The organism is Flavobacterium cauense R2A-7, from assembly GCF_000498475.1.
In the GTDB taxonomy this organism is placed as follows: domain Bacteria; phylum Bacteroidota; class Bacteroidia; order Flavobacteriales; family Flavobacteriaceae; genus Flavobacterium; species Flavobacterium cauense.
Map to the genome: position 1 here is coordinate 285,136 of NZ_AVBI01000012.1, position 21,192 is coordinate 306,327.

Below are 21,192 nucleotides of genomic sequence, written 5' to 3' on the forward strand. Positions count from 1 at the left end.
AATATCAAAAAAGAAATAATGAAAAAACTAATTTGCACATTGGCATTGGCCGCAGTTTTGGTAAGTTGTAAAACAGCGCAAAACAACACGCCAACAATAAACGACGTAAATGTTGCCATTGATCTGGTAAACGTAAACGACGACAAAGTTATGGTGACCATTACCCCACCAACTTTCACTACGGAAACCGTTACATTCCACATTCCAAAAACTGTTCCAGGAACCTATTCAGAAGACAATTACGGAAGATTCATTGAAGCGGTGAAAGCTTATGATGCAAAAGGCAACCTGCTAACCATTACGAAAAAAGACGAAAATTCATGGATTATTGCCGATGCAAAAAAAATCAGCAAGATTACGTATCTGGTAAACGACTCTTTTGACGTGGAAGTTTCAGGAGGTATGGGCGGAAAAGATGTATTTTCTCCCGCCGGAACAAACATAGCAGCCGGAGAAAACTTCATGATAAACACCCATGGCTTTGTTGGATATTTTGAAGGAAAATCAGAACTACCATACAAAGTAACCGTTACACATCCTGCGGCTTTATGGGGTGCAACGTCCTTAACCGACACCGATGCCAGCGCCGATAAGGATGTATTCATGACTTCCCGTTATGCGGAATTGGTTGACCACCCGATTATGTACTCCAAACCGGATTACACGACGTTTAAAGTAGACGACATGGATATTTTAATCAGTGTATATTCGCCTAACGGAACTTATAAAGCAGCCGACATCACTCCTGCAATGGAAACCATGATGCGTGCTCAGAAAAAATTCTTAGGTCCGGTAAATGCTACCAAAAAATACAGTGTTCTATTGTATTTATCCGACATGAAAAAAGCTGATGCTAAAGGTTTCGGAGCTTTAGAACACACTACATCTACTACAGTAGTAATGCCGGAAATGATGCCGAAAGCAGCCTTATTGGAACAATTAAAAGACGTGGTTTCCCATGAATTTTTCCATATCGTAACGCCTTTAACAGTACACTCTAATGAAATCCAGTATTTCGATTTCAACAACCCTAAAATGTCAGAACATTTATGGATGTATGAAGGAGTAACCGAATATTTCGCAAATCTGTTCCAAGTAAACCAAGGATTGATTTCTGAAGAAGATTTTTACAACCGAATGGTGGATAAAATCGACCAGTCCAAGCGTTTTGATGAAAAAATGCCGTTTACCACAATGAGTAAAAACATTTTAGACAAACAATACAAAGACTCTTACTATAATGTTTACTTAAAAGGTGCTTTGATTGCAATGTGTGTAGACATCCAAATGAGAGAAAGCAGCAACGGCGAAAAAGGAATTTTAGATTTAATGCACGCTTTATCTGCAGAATACGGAACTAAAAAAGCCTTTAACGATGACGAATTGTTTGCAAAAATCACTTCTTTATCCTATCCTGCAATAGGTGAATTCCTGAAAACCTATGTTTCCGGAGAAACTCCGATTCCATACGATCAGTATTTCGCCAAAATGGGAGTAACACAGGCAAAAGTTAAAAAAGCAGGTAATCCGTTTTTAAAAGACCAAACCACGCCTTATATAACAGTAGATCAATCCACCAAAGAAATCAAAATTCTTCCGGAAATTGAATTGAATGCTTTTATGAAAACCCTTGGAATCAAAAACAACGATATTATCGTCAGTGTAAACGACACCAATTACAACCTTGATAATATTTACGATTTAATCATGTTGAGTATGGGCTGGAAAGAAGGTGACCCAATCACAATGAAAATCAAACGTAACGGCAAAGAACAGGTTATTAAAGGAAAAATCACCTTACCAATGGACGAAGTCGAAGGGTATCATGCCACAGACAACAGCAAAGCAAAATTAAAAGAAGGCTGGTTAAAAGGCTAATTCTTAAACTGAACATCAATCCCCGATTTACAAAAGTAGCTCGGGGATTTTTTATGGATACAAACAGGTTCTTTTCAAGTAATACAAAGGCACAAACGTTTCTTTATAGGCGTTTCAATTAATTTTCTTTACTTTGCAATCATTAAAAACGAAACGGAATGAAAAAAATACTGATCGCTGCTTTTGCTTTTTCAGCTTTGGTAGCCTGCAATAAAAAAGAAAATGACAAAAACCTGCACATTACCGGCAAGGTAGAAGGGCTAAAACAAGGAGAACTATACATTCAACATATTGTAGACACTAGTTTAGTAACATTGGACAGCATCACAATTGATGGGAATTCCAATTTCAAAAGCGACATTCAGATACCAGAAGCAGAAATGTTGTATTTATCCTTAAACAGGGGAACCTCGAATTCATTGGATAATATTTTACCATTCTTTGCTGAGCCGGGTAACATGACCATCGAAACGACTTTAAAAGAATTTTACGCCAAAGCGAAAATAACCGGATCTAAAAACAACGATCTTTACAATGATTTCAAGAAAATCAAAATGCGTTACAATGACGAAAAAAACAAAACATTCAGTTTAACCATTTTGGCACGAAAAATAAATAGCGCGCAAAAACTGGACAGCTTAAACCAACGCGCCGACAAACTAACTATGAGAAGTTATTTGGACGCTATTAATTTTGCCGTAAACAACGGAAAACACGAAGTAGCTCCGTATATCGCCTTAACAGAGATTTATGACGCCAACATCAAGTATTTAGATACGATTCAAAAATCAATGTCTCCTGAGGTTGCCAAATCCAAATACGGTAAACAGTTAACCGAATTCATCGCAAAACGCAAAGCCTCAGAATAATTTAACTTAAAGTATAAAAAAGCGTTCATTAAAGTGAACGCTTTTTTTATTGCTAATTTTCAAGAAGATATAAATGCAAAAAAGGCTTCCAAAATTGGAAGCCTTTTGAGCCGATAGAGGGACTCGAACCCACGACCTGCTGATTACAAATCAGCTGCTCTAGCCAGCTGAGCTACACCGGCAACTGTACTGTTGCTTTTGTTTCAGTAAGAAACCACGCTGAAGCGTGTTTGAAAAAATTGAGCCGATAGAGGGACTCGAACCCACGACCTGCTGATTACAAATCAGCTGCTCTAGCCAGCTGAGCTACACCGGCGTCTCAATTATTCAAAAACTCTTATATTTATAAGCGTTCGTGAATTACATTTCGGGTGCAAATATAATGGAGTTTTTCAAACTTCCAAATTCTTATTTACACTTTTTTCAAGATTTTTTCCGACTACAATTTGTTGATTTTTTCAACCAACTGAGTAGCAACAACTTCTAAATCTTTATTAATTTGTCTGTAATGTGCTTTTTTATTTTCAACTTTCTTTTGGTTCACTTTTGTGATCAAACCATCAAAAGAAGCAATAGCCTCATCAATTAACGCATCAGATTCAGCAGTTGGTTTCCCTGTTGTAGTCATCTCATAGATATAAACCGCTTCAATAATATCACCTAATACGAAGTTGATGTCTTTTTTTAAGTTTTTTACGCTTGCCATTTTATTTTGTTTAAAATTTCGTTTGCAAAATTACAACTATTCTTTAGATAATAAGTTAAGAAATAAATATTTCTAACAAAGTAGCTTTTCCAACCAACTCAAAATCAGTCAGCGCAGCCGGAAGCAAAACCGTATCCCCTTTTTGAAACGAATATTTCAAATACGAATTCATTTCAACATAAAATTCCCCTTCCGTACAAACCAAAACCCTAAAAGAACTTCTGTCTGTCGAAAAGTGCATTTTCCCGTCAAGCGGAATAACATTTGTCGTGAAATAAGGGCAATGTACCGCCAAATTACCGGCATTCACATTTGATTCGTATTTTCGTTGGGCCTGCACCACATCATAAGTAATGGCATCCAAAGCCAGATCAATATGGAGTTCACGGGAATTTCCCTGTGCATCAACCCGATCCCAATCGTAAATACGATAAGTTATGTCTGAAGTCTGCTGAATTTCAGCAATAACGACTCCTGCCCCGATAGCGTGAATGGTCCCGGTTTCCAAAAAGAAAACATCCCCTTTTTTTACGGGAATTCTATTTAAAATGAAAGGAAGTGATTTCTGTTCCAAATGATGTAAAAATTCTTCAGAGGAAGATTTGTCTTTGAACCCCACAATAATTTCAGCCTTGGCATCGGCTTGTATTACGTACCACATTTCGGTTTTTCCGAAAGAATTGTGTCTCTTTTTCGCCAATAAATCATTCGGATGCAATTGAATCGACAAATCATCCCGGGCATCCAAAAACTTAAACAATAATGGAAATTCATTTCCGAAACGTTCATAAACGGTTGTTCCTAGAATTTCTTTCGGATACTTTTGAAGCAGTTCATTCAAAGAAACGCCGGAAAATTTTCCGTTCTCCACAATACTCACATCGCCGGGAACAGTGGAAATTTCCCAACTTTCACCGGCTGTTTGGGTAGCAATCTCTTTATTTAAAAGGGTATGAAGTTTTTCTCCACCCCAAATACGGTCTTTTATTATTGGTTTAAAAACCAGCGGATAACAATCAAAATTCATTTACACTAATTTTTTCACTGCTTCCACCACTTTTGGAAAATGGTTTTCCGCGTTCATACTGTCAAACACCAAACGAACAATTCCCAATTTGTCTACAACATAGGTAACCCTGCCCGGAAGCAATCCCAAAAGGTTGGTCGGCACGCCAAACAGTTTTCGCAGGCTTTTATCTTCATCAGAAAGTAAGGTAAATGGTAATTTGTATTCGGCGGCAAATTTTTTATGCGATTTCACACTGTCACCGCTTATACCGATAACTTCTGCTCCTAAATCTTTAAATTCTTCATACTGATCACGAAAAAAACAAGCTTGTTTCGTACAGCCCGGCGTATCGTCTTTTGGATAAAAGTAAATCACCAGCACTTTTTTATGCAACACTGAACTGATGTAAAAATCATTACCGTTTTGGTCTTTTCCCCCAAATAAAGGCAATTTATCGCCAACCTTAATCTCTCCCATTATTCGCCTTTATAGGTTACAAAATTACGTGGTGTTTCATAGAGGACAACCTCTAAATCATTGCCGGCCATGATTCTTTTTCTGATTTTATTCCAGATTACAACCACTATATTTTCAGCAGTAGGGTTTAAATCCTGAAATTCCGGAACATCTAAATTCAAATTTTTATGATCGAATTGCGTTTCGACTTCTTCATAAATAATATCCGCCAAATCCTTAATATCCATCACATAACCCGTTTCCGGATTGATTTTTCCGGTCACGCTTACAATCAGTTCATAATTATGACCATGGAAATTCGGATTGTTGCATTTCCCAAAAACAGCCTCATTCTGCTCCGCGGTCCAATCCTTGCGATACAAACGATGTGCTGCGTTAAAATGCGCTTTTCTGCTTACTGTTACTCTCATTAAATGTTGAAATTAGAATTCAGAAATAGAATTTTAAAGTTTATGCTCTTCAAGGAAATGATAAAATTCATCGAAAATAATCTTAAACCATACCGTATAAATATCAGGATGCTGTTCCATATCGGATTTCACGGCATCAATCGACATCCATTTCCAACTTTCCACTTCATCGGTATTGATACTTGGCTCGTTATTATAATACCCAATCATTACATGATCCAGTTCGTGTTCGGTCAAACCGTTATCAAATGGCGCTTTATAAATAAACGAAAACAGTTCTTTCAACTCGGTGGTAAAACCCATTTCTTCCTGCAATCTTCGTGTTCCCGCCTGAATATTATTTTCTCCTTCGCGCTGATGACTGCAACAGGTATTGGTCCATAGCAAAGGGGAATGGTATTTATGATGCGCTCTTTGTTGCAGCATAATTTCATTTTTCTCATTCAACACAAATACCGAAAAAGCCCGGTGCAGCAATGCTTTCTCATGGGCTTCCAATTTTGGCATTAAACCAATTTGCTCGTCTTTTTCGTTGACTAATATTACGTTTTCTTCTGTCATTTTTTTCAATTGCTCCGTAAAATTACGAAAAGCTATTGTAAATCTATGGCTACTTTAATGATTCTGCACATTTAATGGCACACTTCTCGCCGTCTATGGCTGCCGAAATGATTCCTCCGGCATAACCCGCCCCTTCCCCACACGGATACAGTCCTTTTATTTGAAGATGTTCCAGCGTTTCATGATCTCTCGGAATACGAACCGGCGACGAGGTACGGCTTTCCGGCGCGTGCAAAATGGCGTCATTGGTATAATACCCTCGCATCGATTTGCCGAACTGCACAAAACCTTCGCGCATAATCTGCGTTAAAAAGCCCGGAAAAACCTGCCCTAATTCCACGGAAGTCGTGCCAGGCACATAGGATGTTTTGGGAATGGTTGCCGACACTTTACTTTGTGTAAAATCCACCAGACGCTGTGCCGGAACTTTTTGCGTTTCCCCTGCCAAATGCCAGGCTTTTTGCTCAATCGCTTTCTGAAATTCCATCCCGGCTAAGGCTCCGAATTTGGCAAAAGGCTTAAAATCCTCCAGTTTCAATTCCACTACAATGCCGGAATTCGCAGTAGCCTGATCGCGTTTGGAAGGCGACCAGCCATTCGTTACCACCTCGCCCGGACTGGTTGCACAAGGCGCAATTACCCCACCGGGACACATACAAAACGAATACATCCCACGACCGTTCACCTGTTTCACAATTGAATACGGTGCCGGCGGCAGAAACTCGCCTCTAAAATCGCAGGAATATTGTATACTGTCAATTAAACTTTGCGGATGTTCGGCGCGTACTCCTAAAGCAAACGGTTTGGCTTCTATTAAAACTTTTTTTCTGTCTAACAATTCGAAAATATCACGAGCGGAATGACCGGTAGCAAGAATTATTTTTTTTGCTTCAATCACATCATTATGTTGAGTGACAATGCCCTGAACTTCATTATTTTTGATGAGAATATCAGACACACGGGTTTCGAACAACACTTTTCCGCCGTGCTCGATGATTTTCTCGCGGATATCCTGAATAATTTGCGGCAATTTATTGGTACCGATGTGCGGATGTGCTTCCACCAAAATATCCGGTGTTGCGCCAAAAGCTACTAAAAGTCGTAAAATTCTATCAACATCTCCGCGCTTTTTAGAACGTGTATATAGTTTACCATCAGAATAGGTTCCTGCTCCACCTTCACCAAAACAATAATTGGAATCTTCATCCACAATATGATCGCGGTTGATAGCTTTTAAATCGCGTCGTCTTCCTCGAACATCTTTGCCTCGTTCAATTACAATCGGTCTCAACCCTAATTCAACTAATTGAAGTGCTGCAAAAAGACCGGCTGGTCCGGCTCCAACCACAATAACTTCAGCTGCATTGCTGACATCTTTGTATTCAGGAAGGGTAATTTTATCCAACTGAACTTCATCACCTTGATAAAACACTAAAAGTTTAAGATTGATTTTTATGGCACGTTGTCGCGCATCAATCGAGCGTTTTAAAATAGTTAGATGTTGAATTTCTGAAACAGAAACATGAAGCAATTTCGAAACATGAACCTTCAACATTTCCTCGTTGGAAGCTATTTCTGGAGCTACTTGAATTAGCAATTCTTTTGGCATGAGCTGGTAAATTTTTATTTTACAAACATATTCTAAGGCAAAAGTACGAATTAGAAACCGATTTTACCGCAATGCTTTTTGCTGTTCGAAAGCCCTAAGTGCGAAAGAAGCCAACCAATGTTCTCCTTCGTAATTTCCGGCAACTAAAGAGTTCAATGATTCCTTCAGATGTATATCTCCCACATTCTTTAGATGTGCAAATCGCTCGTATTGGTTTTCTAAAGCATAAAAATGCCAGGCACGACTAAAATTCAGGCCATCCAAATGCACCAAATGACCATCAGTTCGGTCTGAAACTTTAGCGGTTTCCCATTTAAAGTTTTTATCAAATAGCGATTTAGCGAACTTACGTGACCATTTCAAAAATTCCTTCTCGCTCAAAACGCGTTGCATAATACCTATTTCTTCCATGCAAGGTGATAGAAAATCGGTTCCGCTCGGTTCCCATGCAAATGGACAATCTACATCATTCTGAAACATACGCAGCGCATTTTCTTTAAGCACATCTTTGAATTTTTCATTTTTTGAAAAGACAGCATAATCCCAAGCTAAAGTCATTCCAAAAGCTGTATTGGTGTGCGTTCCGACTCTAACCGGATAATACAGTTTGGGCAAAAATTCCGAATACCGTTCAACCAACAAATCCGACAAAGGCTGCAGATTTCTGGCTAAATCCTGAGCAAATGGGTCGTTAAAATCAGTCAATTCCTGCTGCAGCTTCAATACCCAAGCCCATCCGTATAGTCTTTCAAATGATTTTTCATGTTTTTTTGATAAATAGGCTACTTCCTGAGTAATATTTTCCTTTGAAAGGTTTGTTTGCAGCTTCTGAATGATTTCGGAACGATTTTTCAAATTTGGAAATTGTTTTACCAAATACACCAACGACCAATGTCCGTGAACCGAGGAATGCCAGTCAAAGCAACCATAAAATGAAGGATGCAATTTTTTTGGTGAAGCAATTTCTGTGGAATCCTGCAATAACTGTCCGAGTTTATTCGGGTATTCCTGCTGCAAGCATTTTAGAGGTAAAGCAGCCAATCGATTTGCCTGCTCCAGTGTAAGTTGCTGGGAAAAAGCTCCTGTAAAAAAACCAAAACTAAAAAGAAAGACATATACATTTTTCATATAAAAAAATAGCTAAAACACAAATCTAAACATTTAAGCATTAGAAATTCATATCATCATAGTACCTTTACATTCTGAAAAATTAAAAATGCAACGACAAATAAAGCTTATTTGGGATTTCAGAGGACCGGCAGCTGCAAAAACCGCCGAACATCACGAAATTCACCTGAAAGAGTACATCGAAATCGAAAAACTTCCGTTAAAAATTACCGGATTTCAAATCTTGAATGATATGCATGCCATCGCTTTTATGGTGGTAACCGATGAACACATGATTCAGGTTCGGGATGCACTAAAACCACATCGTGGAGAGCTTGCTTAAATCAAATCCGTTAAAAAATCTTGTAGTGACTTTTCTTTAGGGACTTGCATTTTTCTTCGTAGAATAGACCGGTAATTATCCACACTTGCAGGAGTGATATTTAATTGTTGACCAATTTGCTTCGAAGACAATTGCATTCTTACCAAACTGGCTACACGGGTTTCTTTTTCGGTCAAATCAGGAAAAAAAGTAGAAATTTTTTGCAAAAAGGAATCTTTAACATCGTCAATTTCAGCATATAAGGCCACTTTGTCAGAATTCTGATCAATAGTGTTATTGATAAACATCATGATGTTGTTAACTTTTGCTTTGAAACTACTATCTTTTTGAGGCAGTTCTTTTAATCTCACCTTAATTTCGTTCAAAATTTCATTCTTTTCTGAAATGTGTAGGGCAAAATCAAGAATCTCTTTGTTTTTAAATTCGATTTCAAATGCTTTTTGTTTGTTTATCATTTCTAGATACTGCTTTTCTTTTAACAACATTTCTTCGCGAATTGTATTGATTTTTCGCTGTCTGGAATATAAAATTGTAAAGAACAATAAGCTTAGAATGATTCCACCAAAAATTGATGTAATAAGAATTTCTAGATTTTTTTCTTTAAGTTTTAACAGTTCGTTTTCCTTATTTTTGAGTTCAAGCTCCTTTTCAATCGTATTAAATTTAAATTCCGCTATTTGTAAATCAGTGGTGGTTTTTTGAATTTCCAATCTTTTTTTCTCCTCATACACATTGATGGAATCTTGATAAGCCGTAATACACTCCGTTTTGTTTTGAAGTTTTGCCAATTTTATCAACTCTTTATAAAAATAAATTTTAGAACCTGTAGATTCCCCTGAAAGTTTATTCTCAACAAAATCAAGTAGAATTTTTTCTGCTTTATCATACTTTCTCTCTTTCGCTAAAAACAAAGCCTTCGTTTCAAAATAAACAGACTCAAACAAAAAATCATATTCATGTTGCTTAGAATGAACCAATTGTTCTACTTTATCAAAATAGTAAATCGCCTGTTTATATTGACTTTGTTCAAGATAAGAATTACTTAAAAACAAGTTTCCGCGTAACTGAAGTGGATAATATTCCTTGCTGTTTGTAGTTTTACTCAAAACAGCTTTCAACTCTTTTATAGCTTTTTTATAATCTTTGAGATGATAATGGTTAATCGCAATGTTCATATCACAAATAAGAGCTGCGGTATTCCTGCCTTCTTTAAGATAAATAGCTTTTGAAAGTTTAAAATATTTAATTGACTCCTGAAAATTATCAATCCTGTTGGACAAGACCGAAAACAAACTAAACGTATTTGCTAACACTTCGTCAGACTTAGCTTCTTTCTGAGTTTTTGAAAGCAATTCCATAGCGCGTGAAAAGTTTCCATTTAAAATATACAAATAAGCCAAATCATTTAAAGCCAAATAAACCTTGTCAGGATTAGTGAGGTTCTCACAATTAGCATATAACATTTGGGATTTTCTAAAATATCCGTACGCTATGTCAGACTTATCATTCAACAATTCAATATTTCCGAGAATCCGATACGTGTCTGCCTCATCCTCTGCCAAATTATGTGTTTTAAAATAGCTTAATCCTTTATTTGCTTCCAGGGATGCAGTTGCAAAATCCCTATTCAAAAAACTAATTTGAGATGAATATTTATAAATTAAGGCTCCCACATATTTCGATTTTTCCCTTAATGAGGATTCTCTCAATCTTGATTTATAAAATATTAAACTGTCCTTTTTAAGAAAATTCTTCTCCGCCGCTGCTCGTATAGATAAAATCTTTGATGAGCCTTCTTGAGCAACACAGGTAATAAACATAAAAAAGCTAATTAATAATGTCAAAAATCTTCTCATGGATTTTAAGCTAATATTAAGAAATCAAGCAATATTAGGAATTAATGAGTTACAAAACCTATATATATGAGATGTATATGAGATGCAAAAATACAACAAAAGTTTTCTGTCATGTTATTTTTGTAACACTCAAAAGAACTAATTAGAAAACATTATGAAAACAATTTTAACTTTTCTTTTTACCCTTTTGCCCCTATCAATTGGTGCGCAAGTTGGAATTAACACGACCACGCCGCATCCGAGTTCAATGCTTGAACTTAACTCAACTGTGTCGGGAATTTTAATACCGCGAATGACACAGGTACAAAAAACGGCCATTGCAACTCCAGCCACAGGGTTGTTAATCTACCAAACAGATAATGTAACTGGTTTTTGGTATTACAACGGCACTGCTTGGGTAACATTTTCATCAACTGGATGGAACATTTTAGGTGACGCCGGAACAAATCCTACTACTAATTTCTTAGGCACAACCGACAATCAAGATTTTGTAATTGCTACAAACAACAACGAGCGTGTACGTATTCAAACAGATGGAGATATTGGAGTAAATCAACCCAATCCTACTACTAAAATCCATATTACAGGAACAAACCCTTCTTTTCGTTTAGAAGACGGAAGTCAAGCTGCAAACAAAGTATTAACTTCAGATGCTAATGGAAAAGCAACATGGAGCAATAATAATTCAATAATAGGTACGCCAGATGATGATTGGCGATTTAATTCTGGAAGTTCGTACGCAAGTCCAATACATCATATAGGACCCGTAGTTATAGGAAGAACTGGTACAACTACACATCATATTGATGTAGACAACGGAGCCAATACTGGAACTACAATGGGAATTGGCAATAACGAATACTTGCAAGATGGAAACAATGAAACACAATTTAGCCACAATTTTGTTCCACTAACAGATGCTTATTTGAATTTAGGTTCTTCTACAAATAGATGGAGAACTATTTATGCAACAAACGGAACTATTCAAACTTCTGATGCTAATGACAAAACCAATATTCAAAAAATTAAATATGGGGTTAAAGATTTAGCTAAGTTAAAAACCATAAGCTTTAAATGGAAAAATGAACACTATTTACATCAAGAAATTCCATCAAACAAAAGAGAAACGAAAATAGGCTTAATAGCACAAGATCTCGAAAAAGTAATTCCTGAAGTTGTATATAATCACACTTGGCGTCCTAAAAGTGAAAAGGAGAATAAAGAATTTGTAAAAGTTGAAAACAAGTATTTAGGAGTAAATTATGAAGAGTTAGTTGCTGTTTTAGTAAAAGCAAAACAAGAACAACAACTTGAAATTGAACAACTTGAAAAAGAAACAGCCGAGTTATTACAAAAAGTTAAACTACTAAAAAGCAACTAATGGTGAAAAAAATATATCTTATTACAATCTTACTTTTCACTTTTGCTGTTAAAGCTCAAGTTGGAATAGGAACTAACACTCCAAATGCTAGTGCAGCTTTAGATGTTACAAGTACAAACCATGGAATGTTAATACCAAGAATGACGCAAGCTCAAAAATTAGCCATTGCTTCGCCTGCAACTGGTTTGCTAATTTATCAAACAGATAACGCTTCTGGATTTTGGTTTTATAACGGTGTAGCTTGGATGCCATTTTCTGGAGGTAATAGCTGGAATTTGTTAGGGAACTTAGGAACAAATCCTACTACGAACAAACTTGGTACTACAGATAATCAAAGTTTAGTTTTAAGAGCTAACAATATTGAAACTTCAAGAATTTTAGCTAATGGAAATGTTGGTATTGGTACGACTACTCCTAATGCAAAACTTCACGTTGTAGGCAACTCTGTTTTTAATTACTCTCAAAATTTTACGAGTATTGCAACTGGAAATATAACAACTGGAACAGGAAACAACCCTTATGTTATAAACAATAATTCAGGATGCGTCGCTGCAGATAGCTGGCAAGTAACCAATACTGGAAGTACATATCAATGTACCGGTTGCACTGGAAATTATGCTTTAATTGACTACGGCAGTTCTACTTGTAATCAAAATGCTATCATGGTTATAAAATTAGGAGCAATCGGCATAAGTTCAGTAAATATTTCTTTCAGTTATTTATATGAAGAATACAATGCTACCGATCAATTTGTTGTGACTCTTTACAATGAAACTACTAGCTCGGTTGTCGCAACGCTTTTAAGCTTAAATTCTAATGCTGATACTACGTTTAGCAACAATTACACTGTTATTCCGGGTAATAGTTACAGTTTGCGTTTTCAATATACGGGAACCTATGCAGCCGGAGCTTCAGTAGATAATGTAATAGTTTCTGGAGGAAATTCTGTTTTCACTTTACAAGATGGAAATCAAGCCGCTAATAGAGTTTTAATTTCTGATGCCAATGGAAATGGAACTTGGGCTGATATTGCCTCATTAGGAGCAACCGACGATGATTGGCGTTTTGCTAGCGGATCAACCACTAATGATCCCATCTACAGAACTGGGTTTGTGCAAGTTGGTAATAACAAAGAACCTTTTCAGCTTTTAGAAGTGGAAGAACCTAACAATTTAGGCCAAGATACTCAATTTGGTTTTGGTAATACTGAATACTTTCAAGATGTTCAATCCGAACAATCTATAAGTCATCATGTTGTCCCAATTAACAATAATTCAATTAGCTTAGGAAGCGCAGCTAATAGATGGTACGATGTTTACGCATCGAATGGAACCATTAATACTTCTGATGCCCGTGATAAAGAAAACATAAAAAATTTAGAGTATGGAACTAAAGAACTTATGCTTTTAAATCCGGTTTCTTATCAATGGAAAAAAGAGCAATTTGGCAATACTGTTGTTCCTGAAAAGGATAAGCTTCATAAAATTGGTTTTATTGCTCAAGAACTACAAAAAGTACTTCCTGAAACAGTTCAAAACTACGAATGGAAAGAAATCAATACTACCTATCAAAAGGTAAAAATGCCTCGATTAGGAGTAAACTATGCCGAAATTATTCCTGTTGTTGTAAAAACAATTCAAGAGCAAGAAAGTAAACTTTCAAAAATAGAAGCACAACAACTTGAAATTCAAAAAATACTAAACGAATTAGCCAAATAAGATGAAAAAAATAATATACTTTCTATTTATAATACTTCCGTTTGTTGCTACTTCTCAAGTTGGAATCGGGACAACAAATCCAAATCCAAGTTCTCTATTGGATATTACTGATACTACGAAAGGGGTTCTTGTTCCAAGAATGACTCAAGCACAACGAGATGCCATTACCGGACCTGCTACGGGTTTATTAATTTATCAAACAAACAATTCACCTGGATTTTACTATTTTAACGGAACCATTTGGGTTAGTTTCGCAAGTGCTGGTTGGTCTACAACTGGCAATAATGGAACTTCTCCAAGTATTAATAAAGTAGGAACAATAGACAATCAAGGATTCTCATTAGCTACTAACAACACTGAAAAAATTCGTGTTTCTAATACTGGAAATGTAGGTATTGGTACGAATGCCCCTTCTACTCGTTTACATATTGTTGGTAGCTCATTTGAATACTTACAACCATTCACAAGTATTGCTACAGGAAATATTACAACATCAACTGCAGCTAGTTTATATTACATAAACAACAATACTAGCTGTGGTGTAGACGATGGTTGGCGAATTGAAAACACAAGTTCCGCTAACTGTACAAATTGCAACGGAAACAGAGCTGTAATAGATTATGGAGCTTCTTCATGTGCTCAAAATGCAACATTAGTAGTTCAACTAGGAGTAATAAATATAGACACTGTTACTATTTCGTTTGATTATGGTTATGATGATTATAATACTACTGATCAATTTATTGCTACACTTTACAACAATACAACCAATAGCGTTGTTGCCACATTTTTTAATCTTTCTACAGCAGATGCTAATGCTACACATTCTGGGAACTACACAATTATTCCTGGAAATAATTATAGTTTAAGATTTCAATACATTGGAACTTATGCTGGTGGTGCAACTGTTGATAATATTTCAGTAAGAAGTTCAAACGGATTACAAATTGTTGATGGTTTTCAGGCTAATGGCAAAGTTTTAGTTTCAAATGCAACAGGACAAGCTACTTGGCAAAATCCTACACCATCAAACACTATTGATCAAGATTGGACATGGAACTCTGGAAGTACAAACACTGATCCTATTTATCACGTAGCAAATGTTTTTATCGGTAGTGGCGCAACTACTACAACTAGAAACTTACAAGCATGGAATGGTACAGCTACAGGAACAATTGTTGAAGTAGGATCTGTTGAATACTTACAAGACGGCACAAACGAAATCAGAGTTAGTGATTTATTTACTCCTTTAACCGATGCGTCTCAAGATTTGGGAAGCACTGCAAGACGATGGACTGCTGTTTATGCTTCTAATGGAACTATACAAACATCTGATGAACGCCTAAAAGAAGACATAAAACCTTTAGAATACGGTTTAGAAGAAATTTTAAAACTTAGACCCGTTAGTTTTCAGTGGAAAGAGGAAAAAGCGGATGATTTTATTATTCCGTCAAAAGAAAAAGAAACTAAACTTGGCTTTATAGCGCAAGAAGTTTTACAAGTTATCCCTGAAGCCATTGTAACAAAAGACTGGTTCATAGATGGGGAACATCCCGAAAATGGACTTCAGGAAAAAGAATCAGAACGATTAGGAATAAGTTATAGCGAAATTATTCCGGTTACCATTAAAGCGATACAAGAACAACAAATTAAAATTGACGCCTTAAAAGAAACAAACAAAAAACTTAAAAACTTAGTCAACCAAATAAAACAAAGCCACCCGAATAGAAAATAACACACGATTCGTTTGTTGTTTGTTTATCATTCATCTCATGAATGCAAAACAGATTGCAGTTATAGAAACCTAGATACTATATTTTTTCACGATTTTTCAACAATGCTCAACAACGAAATAATTAAAAAAAATCTCATTTATTTTTAGTTATTTCCTCTAGGTTCCCTATACTGCTTTCTGTTTTTAAAAAAGTTTTGATTTAATCCATTTATATTATCCACAATCATCTCATTAAAAAGCCCTGAAAGTAATTTCAGGGCTTTTTAATTACTTTTTAAGCGTTAAATCAAGCAGCATCTTTATGCTCTTCTTCAGTAGCAGTCTGAGTTTCTTCGGATTTCTCTTTATTCAATCCTGCTTTAACTTGTTCTAATTTTTCGTTTAAGCTTTCTTCTGACATTCCGTCTTCTTTCATTTTTTTGTTCTTACAGATTCCGCAAAGATCAAAATCAGAATGATTCGCTACGCCAGCATGAGCATCGGCTACCGTTCCATTTAAACGCTCACTGTTTTTGATCGTATAACAATCTTCGTAAATATGGTATTTTCCACCACCTTTGGTGTAATAAACGTTGTTTGTTCCGGTTAAAGCTTCCACCATATTGGTTTCTTCGGTATATTTTTCGACCGAAGCCGGATTGAATTCCGCACCACCAATACCTGCAATTACTAAAGCAACACCGGCGATACTTCCTAAAATCGCTTTGCTTTTGCCATCAATTTTCTTGTTTGTTAGAATAAAGATGATAAGTGGCAAGAAAGCTACAAATGCCATCACAACACCCAATTGGCTTTGCATGTAAAAAAGGAATTTATTTTTTTCTGAAGGCGGATCCAATCGGTTTGATTTTTTCCACAGATAAGAACCTGCAAAAACTAGAATCAAATCCAAGACCATCAATCCTATAACCCAAGCATTTACCGGTGATTCACCTGAATTCACAGCTTTTAAAAACATGCGAATCGCAAACACCTGCGCTACAATAGCACCAAGCCATAACAAAACTGCAAACAATCGAAACTGCGTAGCTTATCCTTTAGCTTCTTCAGTAGGTTTCCAAACGTTTTGATTTTCAGACATAAATATTTATTTGTTTAAGGTTTACAAAAAAATTAATTGGCAACTTCACTGATGAACTTAATGCGCATCAACCGCAGTTCTTCTGTATCATAATCGCCGTCAAATTCATTTAAAGCGTCTTGAATTTTATCGGAATGCGATTCCATGAAATAATCGTGAATTTCTTCCTGCTGATCGTCATCCAGAATTTCATCAATCCAGTATTTGATGTTGAGCTTCGTTCCGGAATATACAATTTGCTCCATTTCCTTCAGCAAAGCATCCATATCTAAACCTTTTGATTTGGCAATATCATCCAGCGGAAGCTTGCGGTCGATATTCTGAATAATATACAATTTCAAAGCCGAATTGGCTCCGGTAGATTTCACCACCAAGTCGTCCGGGCGCATGATGTCGTTGTCTTCTACGTAACGGGCAATCAGCTCTACGAACTCTTTTCCGTATTTTTTGGCTTTTCCTTCTCCTACACCGTGAACATTGCTTAGTTCATCAATAGTAATCGGATATTTTAAGGCCATATCTTCCAATGAAGGCTCCTGAAACACTACAAATGGCGGTACTCCGAGTTTTTTGGCCACTTTTTTACGCAAATCGATCAGCATGGTCATTAAGGCTTCGTCTGCGGTTCCTGAAGATTTTGCCGCGGTTACAACCGTTTCATCATCCGTTTCGCTGTATTCATGGTCTTCAGACATCAGAAAGGAAACTGGATTTTTGATAAAATCGGCACCTTTTTCAGAAAGCTTCAGTACGCCATAGGTTTCAATATCTTTGGAAAGCAAACCATCCACCAATACCTGACGGATTAAAGCCATCCAATATTTTTCATCGTGATCGTTTCCTTTGCCGAAAAATGGCTGAGCATCGGTTTTATGGGCTTTTATCACCGCGTTTATCTTGCCGATAAGGGTAAAAATAATCTCTTTCGACTTATACAATTCTTTCGTATCGCGAACGGTTTTGAGTAACAATACCACCTGATCTTTCGCCTCCACTTTCTTTTTAGGATTACGAACATTATCGTCCATATCGGCGCCTTCACCGTTTACCTCATCAAATTCCTCTCCGAAATAATGCAGTAAAAATTTACGTCGGGACATGGATGTTTCCGCATACGAAACCACTTCCTGCAATAAGGCAAAGCCAATTTCCTGTTCCGCAACCGGTTTTCCGGCCATAAATTTCTCCAGTTTCTCTATATCTTTATAAGAGTAATATGCGACACAATGTCCTTCGCCACCGTCACGACCTGCCCTGCCCGTTTCCTGATAGTAACTTTCCAACGATTTCGGAATGTCGTGGTGGATTACAAAACGCACATCCGGCTTGTCAATTCCCATACCGAAAGCAATTGTCGCCACCACCACATCTACATCTTCCATAAGGAACATATCCTGATGTTTGGCACGGGTTTTCGCATCCAAGCCTGCATGATACGGCACCGCACTGATTCCGTTCACCTGTAAAACCTGTGCAATTTCTTCTACTTTTTTTCGGGAAAGACAATAAATCACACCCGATTTTCCTTTATGCTGCTTGATAAAACGTATAATATCCGCTTCAACATTCTTAGTTTTTGGCCGTACTTCGTAATATAAATTAGGACGATTGAACGATGCTTTAAACGTATTGGCATCCGTCATATCCAAATTTTTCAGAATATCTTCCTGAACTTTTGGGGTAGCTGTTGCGGTCAGGCCGATGATGGGCACATCACCCAATTGTTTAATGATTGCTCGCAAGTTTCGGTACTCCGGACGAAAATCGTGCCCCCATTCCGAGATACAATGTGCTTCATCTATCGCTACGAAAGAAATCGGAACACTTCTCAAAAAATCGATATACTCTTCTTTGGTTAGGGATTCCGGAGCTACGTATAATAATTTCGTCACGCCCGAAGTAATATCCTTTTTTACCTGATTGACTTCCGTTTTGGTAAGTGAGGAATTTAAAACGTGCGCGATACCATATTCAGAAGACAAACTCCGAATGGCATCCACCTGATTTTTCATCAAAGCGATTAACGGAGAAACCACAATTGCGGTACCATCCAACACCAAAGCCGGCAATTGGTAACACAATGACTTACCGCCACCAGTAGGCATAATCACAAAAGTGTTGTTACCCGTAATAATACTTTTAACAACACCTTCCTGTAAACCTTTGAATTGGTTAAAACCAAAATATTTCTTTAACTCTTTATGTAAGTCAATTTCGCTTGGCTTCATTATTTATTAATAGGTATTTTTACATAAATTTGCAGAGAATAAAGATACAAAAATCTTTAACATTCACAAACTAATAAAATTTCTATTTTGACAGTCAGGGAAACCATTTTAGCTACGGCAAAAAAAACGATACTATCGGAAAGCGAAAGCATTGCCAATCTTATAAACCTTGTTGATGATGATTTTGCAAAATCGGTAGAACTGATTTACAACTGCAAAGGCCGTTTGATTGTAACCGGAATAGGAAAAAGTGCCATTATTGCAACGAAAATGGTGGCCACATTCAATTCTACCGGAACACCGTCGATGTTTTTACACGCTGCCGAAGCCATTCATGGGGATTTGGGTATGGTACAACCGGGCGATGTAATCATTTGTATTTCCAAAAGCGGCAACAGTCCGGAAATCAAAGTTTTGGTTCCATTGTTGAAACGTTTCGGTAATATGTTAATCGGAATGACCGCTAACCCATCGTCGTTTTTGGGTAAAGAATCCGATTTCGTACTGAATGCCCATGTAGACATGGAAGCCTGTCCGAACAATTTAGCCCCCACCAACAGCACGACTGCGCAATTGGTTTTAGGCGATGCTTTAGCTGTTTGTTTGATGGAAATGCGCAACTTTAAAAGTGAAGATTTCGCGAAATACCATCCGGGAGGCGCATTGGGTAAAAAATTATTACTTCGTGTGGTGGACATGTTAGACCAAACCCACCGTCCGCAGGTAAATCCTGATGCGAGCATTAAAAACGTAATCATGGAAATTTCTGAAAAACGTTTGGGAGTCACCGCTGTAATCGAAAACAACAACCTTGTAGGCATCATAACCGATGGCGATATCCGAAGAATGTTGGAAAAAAGAGATACATTCAGCGATTTAACCGCAAAAGACATCATGACCAAAAACCCAAAAACCGTACAACTATCCGATATGGTGGTAGACGCATTCAATACCATGGAAAATCATTCGATTACACAAATGGTTGTTGTCGACAACAATCAATACAAAGGAGTACTTCACATTCATGACATTTTAAAAGAGGGCATCGTATAATGGCAAAGAATAAATCCGGGAAAGAAATGTCGTTTTTAGACCATTTGGAAGAATTCCGATGGTTGTTAGTAAGAAGCACTATAGCCATTTTATTAGGCGCTTGTGTAGCTTATTATTTCAGTGACTTTATTTTCGACACCATCATATTCGGCCCGAAAGACGGAAACTTTATCACGTATCGTTTTTTCTGTGATTTGGCCAATCAATATGATTTAGATAAAAGTTTCTGCATACAGGAATTACCGTTCGAGTTGCAAAACCGAACCATGGAAGGACAGTTTTCCATGTTAATCTGGACATCAATAACTGTTGGATTTGTTATCGCTTTCCCTTTTGTTTTATGGGAATTATGGAAATTCATTAGTCCGGCATTATATGACAAAGAGCGAAAAAACATCAAACTATTCATTTTTATCGCTTCCATTTTGTTTTTCCTAGGAGTAGCTTTCGGTTATTTTGTATTAACGCCGCTTTCCATCAATTTCTTAGCGAATCTAACCATCAGTGACCACGTTAAAAACGCCATTGATGTTGATTCGTATATCGGATTGGTAAAAACCACCTCTTTGGCAACCGGACTGGTTTTCGAATTGCCGATTGTGATTTACTTCCTGTCCAAATTAGGCATCGTGACCCCGCAATTCCTTAAGGACTATCGAAAATACTCTTATGTAATTATTTTGATAATTGCCGCCATCGTTACTCCCCCGGATGTTATCAGTCAGACCATCGTAACCATTCCGCTGGTAATTTTATATGAAATCAGTATTTTCATTTCTCATTTCGTAACCAAAAAGGAAACACTAAAAACAACATAATATGTCAGATTTAGTCAAAGAATTCAATGATTATCGTTCTAAAATGAACGAAAAATTATTAAACGACAACAACAAAATCGTAAAGCGCATTTTCAACTTGGACACCAATGCCTATATGGAAGGCGCCTTGGATGTAAAAACCAAAGAATTGCTGGGTTTGGTCGCTTCGGCTGTTTTGCGTTGCGACGACTGTATTAAATACCATTTGGAAACGTCTTATAAACAAGGAATCACCAAAGAAGAAATGATGGAAGCCATGGGAATTGCCACATTAGTAGGCGGAACCATTGTAATTCCGCATTTAAGAAGAGCCTACGAATTCTGGGAAGCCTTGGAAAACCAGGAATAATTAT

19 protein-coding genes and 2 tRNA genes are annotated in these 21,192 nt (G+C 37.0%); 9 read left to right on the forward strand and 12 right to left on the reverse strand.

What is annotated here, in order from left to right; translation table 11 throughout:
* The first annotated feature begins 18 nt into the window (after positions 1–18).
* Together FCR2A7T_RS05135 and FCR2A7T_RS05140 are read left to right on the forward strand one after the other, a co-directional pair.
* Positions 19–1,878, forward strand: a complete 1,860-nt coding sequence (locus FCR2A7T_RS05135; RefSeq protein WP_023570229.1) for a M61 family metallopeptidase — start codon at positions 19–21, stop codon at positions 1,876–1,878.
* Positions 1,879–2,036: 158 nt separating this feature from the next.
* A complete protein-coding gene (locus FCR2A7T_RS05140) occupies positions 2,037–2,747 on the forward strand; it encodes a DUF4369 domain-containing protein (protein WP_023570230.1) in 711 nt (236 codons plus the stop codon).
* Positions 2,748–2,855: 108 nt separating this feature from the next.
* Here FCR2A7T_RS05140 and FCR2A7T_RS05145 read toward each other — a convergent pair.
* From FCR2A7T_RS05145 to FCR2A7T_RS05185, 9 genes are all read right to left on the reverse strand, one after another.
* Positions 2,856–2,929: transfer RNA gene (locus FCR2A7T_RS05145), tRNA-Thr, on the reverse strand.
* Positions 2,930–2,989: 60 nt separating this feature from the next.
* Positions 2,990–3,063 (reverse strand) — tRNA-Thr (locus FCR2A7T_RS05150).
* A gap of 123 nt (positions 3,064–3,186) precedes the next feature.
* Positions 3,187–3,453 carry a hypothetical protein gene (locus tag FCR2A7T_RS05155; protein WP_023570231.1) on the reverse strand — a complete coding sequence of 89 codons (267 nt, stop codon included), beginning with the start codon at positions 3,451–3,453 and terminating at the stop codon, positions 3,187–3,189.
* 55 nt (positions 3,454–3,508) lie between these two features.
* A complete protein-coding gene (locus tag FCR2A7T_RS05160) occupies positions 3,509–4,480 on the reverse strand; it encodes a type I phosphomannose isomerase catalytic subunit (protein WP_023570232.1) in 972 nt (323 codons plus the stop codon).
* Positions 4,481–4,939, reverse strand: a complete 459-nt coding sequence (locus FCR2A7T_RS05165; RefSeq protein ID WP_035117385.1) for a peroxiredoxin — start codon at positions 4,937–4,939, stop codon at positions 4,481–4,483.
* Positions 4,939–5,349, reverse strand: a complete 411-nt coding sequence (locus FCR2A7T_RS05170; protein ID WP_023570234.1) for a 6-pyruvoyl trahydropterin synthase family protein — start codon at positions 5,347–5,349, stop codon at positions 4,939–4,941. Before FCR2A7T_RS05170 ends, FCR2A7T_RS05165 begins: the two co-directional genes overlap by 1 nt.
* A 33-nt stretch (positions 5,350–5,382) precedes the next feature.
* The gene (gene idi, locus FCR2A7T_RS05175) at positions 5,383–5,910 is read right to left on the reverse strand and encodes an isopentenyl-diphosphate Delta-isomerase (protein ID WP_023570235.1); all 528 of its coding nucleotides are present in this window, start codon (positions 5,908–5,910) and stop codon (positions 5,383–5,385) included.
* 49 nt (positions 5,911–5,959) lie between these two features.
* On the reverse strand, positions 5,960–7,519 hold the full coding sequence (locus FCR2A7T_RS05180) for an NAD(P)/FAD-dependent oxidoreductase (RefSeq protein WP_023570236.1): 1,560 nt from the start codon (positions 7,517–7,519) through the stop codon (positions 5,960–5,962).
* A 63-nt stretch (positions 7,520–7,582) separates the two neighbouring features.
* Positions 7,583–8,647 (reverse strand): DUF2891 domain-containing protein, encoded by a 1,065-nt coding sequence (locus FCR2A7T_RS05185; protein WP_023570237.1) that lies wholly within the window; start codon positions 8,645–8,647, stop codon positions 7,583–7,585.
* Positions 8,648–8,735: 88 nt separating this feature from the next.
* Here FCR2A7T_RS05185 and FCR2A7T_RS05190 point away from each other — a divergent pair, with 88 nt between their 5' ends.
* Positions 8,736–8,969: a hypothetical protein gene (locus FCR2A7T_RS05190; protein ID WP_023570238.1), complete on the forward strand. Its 234-nt coding sequence runs from the start codon at positions 8,736–8,738 to the stop codon at positions 8,967–8,969.
* Here the strand turns inward: FCR2A7T_RS05190 and FCR2A7T_RS05195 are convergent.
* Positions 8,966–10,825: a tetratricopeptide repeat protein gene (locus tag FCR2A7T_RS05195; protein ID WP_081709366.1), complete on the reverse strand. Its 1,860-nt coding sequence runs from the start codon at positions 10,823–10,825 to the stop codon at positions 8,966–8,968. The two genes, FCR2A7T_RS05190 and FCR2A7T_RS05195, sit on opposite strands and share 4 nt — an antisense overlap.
* Positions 10,826–10,979: 154 nt before the next feature.
* On the opposite strand from FCR2A7T_RS05195, the gene FCR2A7T_RS05200 reads away from it, so the two are divergent.
* The 3 genes from FCR2A7T_RS05200 to FCR2A7T_RS05210 are packed head-to-tail and all read left to right on the forward strand — an operon-like array spanning position 10,980 to position 15,659.
* Positions 10,980–12,206 (forward strand): tail fiber domain-containing protein, encoded by a 1,227-nt coding sequence (locus FCR2A7T_RS05200; RefSeq protein WP_035117389.1) that lies wholly within the window; start codon positions 10,980–10,982, stop codon positions 12,204–12,206.
* Positions 12,206–13,924, forward strand: coding sequence for a tail fiber domain-containing protein (locus tag FCR2A7T_RS05205; RefSeq protein WP_023570240.1), 1,719 nt, complete (start codon positions 12,206–12,208; stop codon positions 13,922–13,924). The genes FCR2A7T_RS05200 and FCR2A7T_RS05205 overlap by 1 nt, the downstream gene beginning before the upstream one ends.
* Position 13,925: 1 nt before the next feature.
* On the forward strand, positions 13,926–15,659 hold the full coding sequence (locus tag FCR2A7T_RS05210) for a tail fiber domain-containing protein (RefSeq protein WP_023570241.1): 1,734 nt from the start codon (positions 13,926–13,928) through the stop codon (positions 15,657–15,659).
* A gap of 286 nt (positions 15,660–15,945) precedes the next feature.
* Here FCR2A7T_RS05210 and FCR2A7T_RS05215 read toward each other — a convergent pair whose 3' ends face one another.
* Both FCR2A7T_RS05215 and recQ read right to left on the reverse strand, forming a co-directional pair.
* Positions 15,946–16,602: a hypothetical protein gene (locus FCR2A7T_RS05215; protein WP_131494799.1), complete on the reverse strand. Its 657-nt coding sequence runs from the start codon at positions 16,600–16,602 to the stop codon at positions 15,946–15,948.
* A 170-nt stretch (positions 16,603–16,772) separates the two neighbouring features.
* The gene (gene recQ, locus FCR2A7T_RS05220; RefSeq protein ID WP_023570244.1) at positions 16,773–18,968 is read right to left on the reverse strand and encodes a DNA helicase RecQ; all 2,196 of its coding nucleotides are present in this window, start codon (positions 18,966–18,968) and stop codon (positions 16,773–16,775) included.
* Between the two features lie 87 nt (positions 18,969–19,055).
* Between recQ and FCR2A7T_RS05225 the strand changes: the two genes are divergently transcribed.
* Genes FCR2A7T_RS05225 through FCR2A7T_RS05235 form a run of 3 tightly spaced genes read left to right on the forward strand, consistent with a single transcriptional unit; the run spans position 19,056 to position 21,188 of the window.
* Positions 19,056–20,021, forward strand: a complete 966-nt coding sequence (locus FCR2A7T_RS05225) for a KpsF/GutQ family sugar-phosphate isomerase (protein ID WP_023570245.1) — start codon at positions 19,056–19,058, stop codon at positions 20,019–20,021.
* Entirely contained in the window at positions 20,021–20,839 is an 819-nt protein-coding gene (gene tatC, locus FCR2A7T_RS05230) for a twin-arginine translocase subunit TatC (RefSeq protein WP_117614383.1), read from the forward strand. Before FCR2A7T_RS05225 ends, tatC begins: the two co-directional genes overlap by 1 nt.
* 1 nt (position 20,840) lies before the next feature.
* Positions 20,841–21,188, forward strand: coding sequence for a carboxymuconolactone decarboxylase family protein (locus FCR2A7T_RS05235; RefSeq protein WP_023570247.1), 348 nt, complete (start codon positions 20,841–20,843; stop codon positions 21,186–21,188).
* Positions 21,189–21,192 lie beyond the last annotated feature (4 nt).

Bases quoted from the DNA above. Each gene is read 5' to 3' on its own strand.
- FCR2A7T_RS05135 (WP_023570229.1), top strand. From the start codon at position 19: ATGAAAAAACTAATTTGCACATTGGCATTGGCCGCAGTTTTGGTAAGT.
- FCR2A7T_RS05140 (WP_023570230.1), top strand. From the start codon at position 2,037: ATGAAAAAAATACTGATCGCTGCTTTTGCTTTTTCAGCTTTGGTAGCC.
- FCR2A7T_RS05155 (WP_023570231.1), bottom strand. From the start codon at position 3,453: ATGGCAAGCGTAAAAAACTTAAAAAAAGACATCAACTTCGTATTAGGT.
- FCR2A7T_RS05160 (WP_023570232.1), bottom strand. From the start codon at position 4,480: ATGAATTTTGATTGTTATCCGCTGGTTTTTAAACCAATAATAAAAGAC.
- FCR2A7T_RS05165 (WP_035117385.1), bottom strand. From the start codon at position 4,939: ATGGGAGAGATTAAGGTTGGCGATAAATTGCCTTTATTTGGGGGAAAA.
- FCR2A7T_RS05170 (WP_023570234.1), bottom strand. From the start codon at position 5,349: ATGAGAGTAACAGTAAGCAGAAAAGCGCATTTTAACGCAGCACATCGT.
- idi (WP_023570235.1), bottom strand. From the start codon at position 5,910: ATGACAGAAGAAAACGTAATATTAGTCAACGAAAAAGACGAGCAAATT.
- FCR2A7T_RS05180 (WP_023570236.1), bottom strand. From the start codon at position 7,519: ATGCCAAAAGAATTGCTAATTCAAGTAGCTCCAGAAATAGCTTCCAAC.
- FCR2A7T_RS05185 (WP_023570237.1), bottom strand. From the start codon at position 8,647: ATGAAAAATGTATATGTCTTTCTTTTTAGTTTTGGTTTTTTTACAGGA.
- FCR2A7T_RS05190 (WP_023570238.1), top strand. From the start codon at position 8,736: ATGCAACGACAAATAAAGCTTATTTGGGATTTCAGAGGACCGGCAGCT.
- FCR2A7T_RS05195 (WP_081709366.1), bottom strand. From the start codon at position 10,825: ATGAGAAGATTTTTGACATTATTAATTAGCTTTTTTATGTTTATTACC.
- FCR2A7T_RS05200 (WP_035117389.1), top strand. From the start codon at position 10,980: ATGAAAACAATTTTAACTTTTCTTTTTACCCTTTTGCCCCTATCAATT.
- FCR2A7T_RS05205 (WP_023570240.1), top strand. From the start codon at position 12,206: ATGGTGAAAAAAATATATCTTATTACAATCTTACTTTTCACTTTTGCT.
- FCR2A7T_RS05210 (WP_023570241.1), top strand. From the start codon at position 13,926: ATGAAAAAAATAATATACTTTCTATTTATAATACTTCCGTTTGTTGCT.
- recQ (WP_023570244.1), bottom strand. From the start codon at position 18,968: ATGAAGCCAAGCGAAATTGACTTACATAAAGAGTTAAAGAAATATTTT.
- tatC (WP_117614383.1), top strand. From the start codon at position 20,021: ATGGCAAAGAATAAATCCGGGAAAGAAATGTCGTTTTTAGACCATTTG.
- FCR2A7T_RS05235 (WP_023570247.1), top strand. From the start codon at position 20,841: ATGTCAGATTTAGTCAAAGAATTCAATGATTATCGTTCTAAAATGAAC.